The organism is Parabacteroides sp. 52, assembly GCF_010500925.1.
Classification (GTDB): domain Bacteria; phylum Bacteroidota; class Bacteroidia; order Bacteroidales; family Tannerellaceae; genus QVMG01.
In genome coordinates this window covers 140,351-147,969 of the sequence record NZ_QVMG01000003.1, presented here as the reverse complement: position 1 = coordinate 147,969, position 7,619 = coordinate 140,351, and the positions used below count along the sequence as shown (strand labels likewise).

Sequence of the window (7,619 nt, the reverse complement as noted above, 5' to 3'; positions counted from 1 at the left end):
GAATCGAAGATCGCTAAGAAAACATTTTCAATTTTCAATTTTCAACTTTCAATTAAAAAAAGAGGTGTTGCCCGTATGTATCGGCAACACCTCTTTTTTTTACTGTACGCATAGAATTACATTTTTCTTTCCCTCGAACAAACAAAACGGTTGTCTTCTGCGTTATCAGTATATATCTTTGCGTAAAAAGCAATCACCCCTTTTTTAGTAGGAGTCAGAGATGAATAGATTGATAAGGAAATGGATTAAATGGATAGGGCTATTGAGTATGATACCGATTGTATTGGTATTATTCGTCTCTGTCTTGTTTTATCTTCCTTTTGTTCAGCGTTTTGTGGTCGGACGAACCACCCTGTATATCCATGAAATCACCGGTATGCAGGTCGAGCTGGGTCAGATTCGTCTCTCCTTTCCATTGGATCTGACTGTGAAAGAGGTAGAGGTGTACACTGCGACCCATGATACACTGACCACCTTGCAGGAGTTGTCTGTTCGCATCAATCCCTTTCCTTTGTTCCGGAAAATAATTTCAGTAGAAAATATCCGTTTGCAAGAGCTCCATCTAAATACCGGTTCTTTTATTGAAAACTTGGAGATAAAGGGGCATATCAAAGAATTTTCCGCAAGTATGGATTATATAAATCCGGCAAAAGAACAGATTACCTTGAATCGGTTGTATGTTGCAGGAGCGGATATAAATCTGCGAATCGATTCGCTCTCATCGCAGGAAGAGACAGCCCCTTCTGCGCTTAACTGGAAACTAAGATTGGGTAAAATAGATCTGGAGCAGTTTGCTTTCGACCTGCATATGCCGACCGATAGTGTGCATTTGCATACCTATATAGACAAAGGAGGATTGGCCAATGGAACGGTCGACCTCGGTCTTTCCCGGTATACACTTAAGCAGTTTGATCTGTCTCGCGCATTCTTGTCTTTTGACAATAATGAAGAATCACCTTTGCCAGGCTTTGATCCTTCGCATATAGGTATAAGTGAACTTAATGCAGCTGTTCGGTCTATTGTTTATCAAGACAAAGAGATGCGGGCAGATATTCGTTCGTTCTCCCTGAAGGAACGTTCCGGTTTTGTTCTTTCTTCCCTGGAAGGAGAGTTGCAGAGTGATAGTGTAGCGATCCATATCCCTGGTCTGACCTTAAAAACGCCTGATTCGGAATTGGCATTAACGGCTGTCATTCCCTGGAATAGTCTGGCCGATCAGCCGGAAGCCGAATTGGAGGCAATATGCACCGCTTCTATTGGCAAATCCGATTTATGGGTCTTTGTGCCGGATTTGCCGATCGACTTCCAGAAGGCTTTCCCCGGTCAGCCCTTGACTCTCCGGGTGGAGGCGAAGGGAAACCTGGCTTCACTGGATATCCCGCAGGTAAAAATGGATCTGCCGGGAGCTTTTCATTTGCAAGCATCTATTGAGACGAATAATGTGTTGGATACCATACGCCGCTCGGCAGATGTGGAGATGCAGATTCAGACCCAAGATATGGATTTCGCATTGGCATATTTGCCGGTGACGGAAAGAGACAGGTTTCGTATACCCTCAGGTATGCAGCTGACAGGATCGGTAGAACTGCAGAATCAAGTATATCAAGCACTTTTTGATTGGATGGAAGATGAAGCGAATATGCGCTTTGCCGCCCATTATCACACTTTGTCGCAAGTCTATAAGGCGGCTCTGCAAATAGAGAACCTGGAGCCGGTACATTTTATGCCAACAGACTCGATAGGGTGGTTGACTGCCTCGGTGGAGGTGGAAGGGAAAGGCATGGATCTCTATTCTTCGGCTACTCAGGCGAGTCTCAAAATAAAGATCGATAGTCTCCAATACAAGGAGACCGCCTTGTCGGATGTGGTCATAAACGGGTCGTTTCAAGAAAGTCAGGCACACCTGGAGGTGGCAAGCCATTCTCCGCTGGCCAAAGTCAATCTGACTGTCGACGGAAGTATCCGGCAAGAAGAAATACAAGGAATGATAATTCTGGATGCAGATAATATCGATTTGTACGGTATGCATCTGATGGATACGACTTTTTCTACCAGATTTCAGCTTTTTGCCGAACTCAGGACGGATCTGAAAGAAAGAAACCAGGTGGATGTGTCACTGGGTAACTGGGAGATACGTACGGCGGATCTCCGTTTCCGTCCGAAGATGCTCACATTGAAAGCCCGCAGTGATGAAGACACGACACAGGTATCCCTTCATACCGGTGATCTCGGCATGGTGTTAACCGGCAATGCCGGCATGAACAGGATGGGTGAGCAGTTTGCGGAAATAGCCCGGGAGGTTAACCGGCAGTTGGAAGAAGATTCCACGATTCATATAGCCGGGCTTCGTCCTACTTTCCCGGATATGTCATTGTCTGTCAAGGCCGGACGGGATAATCCCGTGTATGAACTCTTGCGTCGATCCTATATCAGTTTCACAACTGTCAATCTGCAAGCCCATACATCCGCCCAAGAAGGTATTCGGATGGATGCTTATGTATATGCCCTGGCACGGGATACGTTCTTGTTGGATACTGTCAGGGCATCTATACGGACCGATTCATTGGGGTTACAATATGCGGCAGAGGTGATTAAGAACAAATACCGGCAACAATTACCTTTTACTGCTCAGGCAAAAGGCTTGTTGAGAAATAAATATGCAGATATCGAAATCCTGTATACCAACCACCGGAAAGAGATTGGGGTGTTATTGGGGATGCGTGCCCGGAAAGAATCCGAAGGCTATACTGTGCAACTCTATCCCGAGAAACCGGTAATAGGTTTTAATACATTCGACCTGAACCCGGACAATTATTTCCGGTTTAAGAGCATGAAAGAGATAGAAGCCAATATCCGGTTGGTGGGAAAAGAGAATGCTTCTCTTTGGTTTCATTCGTTGGATAATGGAGGTGTTTATCCGGAATTGCATGCTGAATTTAGTCAGTTGAACCTAGAAAAGATGACAGACGGATTTGCCGGACTGCCTGAAATGAGAGGGATCGTAAGTGCGGATCTGCAGTATGCCCCTGTGGAAGAAACCTTTATGGTGGTGGCCGACGCACATATAGATACCTTCTTTTATGCCAATGGGCGGGTGGGGGAAATCCTATTGAATATGGTCTATCTGCCATTGGAAAAGGAAGAACACCAGGTAGACGTGCATTTTTATCACGACAGGAAGGAGGTGGCCGCTGCGACAGCTCTGTACAATGCAAGTCGGAAGAAGGAGAATATAGAAGGCCGTTTGGGTTTGACGAATCTGTCCTTGCCTATGTTGAATCCATTCATACCCGGTTCGTTGGCGCGATTGTCCGGTATCCTGAATGGGGATATGGAAATTAAAGGTTCAGCGACAGCACCCCGATTGAATGGGTATATGCAATTGGATACGGCCTCTGTCTATCTGGCGATGGCGGATACGTATCTTCGTATCGATAACAAACGAATAGAAGTTAAAAACAGTTTGCTCTCTTTCGATAAATACGCGATTTATTCTGTGGGAGATAATCCGTTTGTCATCGATGGAAACATCAATCTGTCCGATCTCTCCCGGGCGACGGCTGACCTGCAGATGCATGCGCACAATATGCAGGTGTTCAATGCCCAAAAGACGAAAGAGAGCCTTGTCTACGGCAAGCTCTTTATGGATCTGGAAACGACGCTGAAAGGTCCGTTGAGTGGTTTGGTTGTTCGTGGGGATGCCCGGTTGTTGGGTGGGACGAATGTGACCTATATGCTTTATGAGTCTGCCTTGACGGTACAAGACAGGATGGATGGGCTCGTGACTTTTACTTCGTTCACGGATACGTTGACTGTCGGACGCCGTAACAGGGAACAGCTGACTTTGGGAGGTGTCGATCTGTTGATGGTGTTGCATATAGACCCTACGGTTCAGTTTCGTGTCGGGCTCACGCCGGATGAGTCCAACTTTGTGGAGGTGGAAGGGGGAGGAGACCTCTCGTTTCAGTATACTCCCCAAGGGGATATAGTGATGAACGGACGGTATACTTTCTCTGAAGGGGTGGTGAAATATGCCCTGCCTATTATACCCCTGAAAGAATTCAACATACATCCTGACAGTTATGTGCAGTGGGACGGCGAATGGATGAATCCATTCATACACCTTGTGGCGACCGAGCGTATGCGTGCGACTGTAATAAAGAATGATAACCAGTACCGGAGGAACTTCGATGTAGGGATCCGTGTGCAGGAGCGATTGGAGAATATGCAGATGGCATTTATCATTGATGCTGTCGACGATACGCAAGCCAAGGCCGAATTGGCGGCACTGGGCGAAGACGAACGAACCCGCCGGGCGGTTTATATGATGGTTACCGGGTCTTACCTGGGATCCGGCTCGGATGTCTCCAATGTGAATGTAGATGCGGTATTCGGAAACTTTTTGATGGGGGAGATTAATAATATTGCCGGAGATGCCCTCAAAGGGGTGGATATTCATATCGGATTGGATACATACGAAAGTGAAGGGAATACGCAGCGTGATTTGACATTCAGTTTTGCTAAACGGTTTTATAACGACCGCATACGTGTTTCGGTCGGAGGAAAGGTGGCCACCCAGGCTAACAATCAACAGGCAGAGTCTTTTCTGGATAATTTAGCGGCTGAGTATTTATTGGATGCTGCCGGCACGAAAACGATCAAGCTTTTCTATGACCGTAATTACGAGAGCTTATTGGAAGGGGAAATCATTGAAACGGGTGTAGGGCTGGTGTTGCGCAGGAAAGTGCTTCACCTGCGTGAGCTTTTTGATTTCCGCAAAAAGAAGGTGCAGCCGGTCAGTGAATCCCCGGAAGAAGAATCCCAAGATGTTGAACCAAACAATTCAGGTGAAGATGAAACGACGAAAGAATAATAGGAGGAGGCTGACTGTGTTATGCCGGTTTTTCAAGGGAGTAGGAGGGCTGTCTGCCTTTTTTCTGTTTCTCTCCTGTTCAACGACAAAGAATCTGCCGGAAGGAGAGGTTCTGTATACGGGAATTGAGAAGATAGAAGTTGTGCAGCCTGATAATACCGTTGAAGGGAATGCTGCTCTGCAGGAAGTAGAGGCGGCCCTTTCTTTCCCGCCGAACAACTCCCTTTTCGGCAGCTCTACTCAACGCATACCTCTGCCTCTGGGCTTGTGGATCTATAACGGGTTTAAGAAATACAAAAGTGGAGTGGGGAAATGGATATTCAATAAGTTTGCAGCCAAGCCGGTATTTATTCGTGCGGTGAATCCCGATGTGCGTGTGGCGGTATCGCATAATCTCTTGCGTGAGAATGGTTATTTCAATGGCAGTGCCCGTTATGAAATTATTCCGGATAAAAAGGACTCTCTCAAGGCGAAGATTCATTATTATGTAGAGATGAATCAGGGTTATAGATACGATAGTATACAATATATGCGTATGCGTCACTTTGCCGATACGCTTATCCATGCACATGCGCATGAACAGCTCTTGCGTAAAGAGGATCAGTTTAATGTGATACAGATGGAAAATGAACGGCAGCGCATCTCTTCCCTGTTGCGCAATAAGGGGTTTTATTATTATCGTCCCGAGTTCATCACTTATGAGGCGGATACGTTGTTGACACCGGGGAAAGTGTGGTTGCAGGTCAAACGAAAAGAAGGAACCCCGGCAAATGCATTGCGTCCTTACCGGATCGGAAATATTTCGGTATATATGAATGGATATAACAATGAAAAACCGACCGATTCGCTCCGTTACAAAGATATTACCATTTATTATGAAGGAAAATTGAAGATTCGTCCGGCTGTACTTTATGGACGCCTGCGTTTCAAACCGGGAGATCTGTATACTTTTGCGGAGCAGCAACGGACACAGACCGGGCTCTCGCGTTTGGGCGTATTTCGTTATGCAGAGTTTCAGTATACACCGCAACCGACTGTTCTCGACTCTGTGCGCCAGCACTGGACTAACCGGAATCGGAATGAAGCGGGAGGACCGGTGCTATTGGATAGCCTGCGTCGTCAAAGTATGATTTATAACCAGGATCATCTGTTGGATGTGCGTATCAACTCTGTATACGACCTTCCTTACGATGGGGAGTTCGAAATGAATGCGGCTACCAAAAATAATAACTATGCCGGACCGGGAGTCATCTTTTCGGTAAATAAACGAAATGCTTTCCGGGGAGGCGAGGTGTTGGGCTTTCAAGTAAAAGGTTCCTATGAATGGCAAACGGGTAAACGAGAGGGGGGTGGATCCAAGATGAATAGTTATGAGGTGGGTGCCAGTTCGACGTTGACTATTCCTTTTCTTCTTTTTCCGGGTTATATCTACCGGGACCTGGTGCAGCCCTCCAGCACGACATTTAAACTCAGTGTCGATCTGTTGAACCGGGCTAAATATTTTCGGATGACTTCTTTCGGGATGCATATGACATATGATTTTCGCCCGACGCCTACCACCCGGCATTCGGTCACTCCTTTTCGTTTGAATTTCAATAAGATGAGAGGGACAGCCTTGTATGATACATTGGCTCTGAAGACACCAACTCTTCGACTCAGTCTGCAAAACCAGTTTATTCCGGCTATGGCATATACTTTTACCTATGATAATACTGGTGTGAGTACGCGCAACTACTTCTCCTGGTCGGCTTCGTTTACGCAGGCCGGAAACATTATGGGAGCTGTTTCGGCATTGGCCGGAAAAGACTTTCATCAAAAAGATAAAAAATTGTTTGGTAACCCTTTCACCCAGTTTGTGAAGGGGACTACGGAGTTTCGATACAATTACCGGATCGATCGGAAAAACCGATTAGTTGCCCGTCTGATGGGCGGAGCGATCTATAGCTATGGCAATGCCCTGGTGGCTCCTTATAATGAACAGTTTTTTATAGGAGGGGCAAACAGTGTGCGTGCTTTTACGATCCGCAGTATTGGGCCGGGACGTTATGATCCGGTCCGGAATGAAAAAGGAGATTATTTGGATTCATATGCCTATCTCGACCGCAACGGAGATCTTAAACTGGAAGCCAACCTGGAATACCGCTTCAATATTGTAGGCAACCTACACGGGGCTCTTTTCCTCGATAGTGGAGGTATTTGGACTATCCGCAAAGATGAGCGGGAAGGGACGCAACTTAAAAAAGGGGAATTCTTTAACGATCTTGCTTTGGGCACAGGTGCCGGTCTGCGTTATGACCTTTCCTTCCTGCTTATCCGCCTGGACGTAGGCTTGGGTCTTCATGTTCCTTATGAGACCCACCGCAAAGGTTACTTCAATATCAATCCCTTTAAAGACAACGGAGGATACTCCTGGCATCTGGCAGTAGGTTATCCTTTTTAAGAAAAAGAAATAGGTTTTAGGGAGAAAGGAAAAGCGAAAAGAGGATCGGCGGTTGCCTCTGGTTCGCCGGAATAATCCCGCTTGATCTCCAGACTTTTGCCGATAAGGAATGATCGAAACTATTGAAAAAGAGGGATAAATGTTTTGTATTTAGAAGAAAAGCCGTACCTTTGCAAGCCGATTATTATCTAAAAATGTACTAAGAGTTTAGTTCTTAGCACCTTATTGCGTCGAGTGTCCGTAGCGATAAGGAGGGTGAGAACGAGGCTTGTTTTTTGAGTTATTAATTAAATTAATTTTAAAAGC

At 46.1% G+C, this 7,619-nt stretch carries 2 protein-coding genes; both read left to right on the top strand.

The window, feature by feature from the left end; all coding sequences use genetic code 11:
- Positions 1–220 precede the first annotated feature (220 nt).
- Positions 221–4,873, top strand: a complete 4,653-nt coding sequence (locus tag D0T51_RS04100; RefSeq protein WP_163725546.1) for a translocation/assembly module TamB domain-containing protein — start codon at positions 221–223, stop codon at positions 4,871–4,873.
- Complete coding sequence (locus D0T51_RS04095) at positions 4,827–7,313, top strand: BamA/TamA family outer membrane protein (protein WP_163725543.1); 2,487 nt, start codon at positions 4,827–4,829, stop codon at positions 7,311–7,313. Before D0T51_RS04100 ends, D0T51_RS04095 begins: the two co-directional genes overlap by 47 nt.
- The last annotated feature ends 306 nt before the right edge of the window (positions 7,314–7,619 follow it).

Coding starts and splice junctions, on each gene's coding strand:
- D0T51_RS04100 (WP_163725546.1), top strand. CDS start 221: ATGAATAGATTGATAAGGAAATGGATTAAATGGATAGGGCTATTGAGT.
- D0T51_RS04095 (WP_163725543.1), top strand. CDS start 4,827: ATGTTGAACCAAACAATTCAGGTGAAGATGAAACGACGAAAGAATAAT.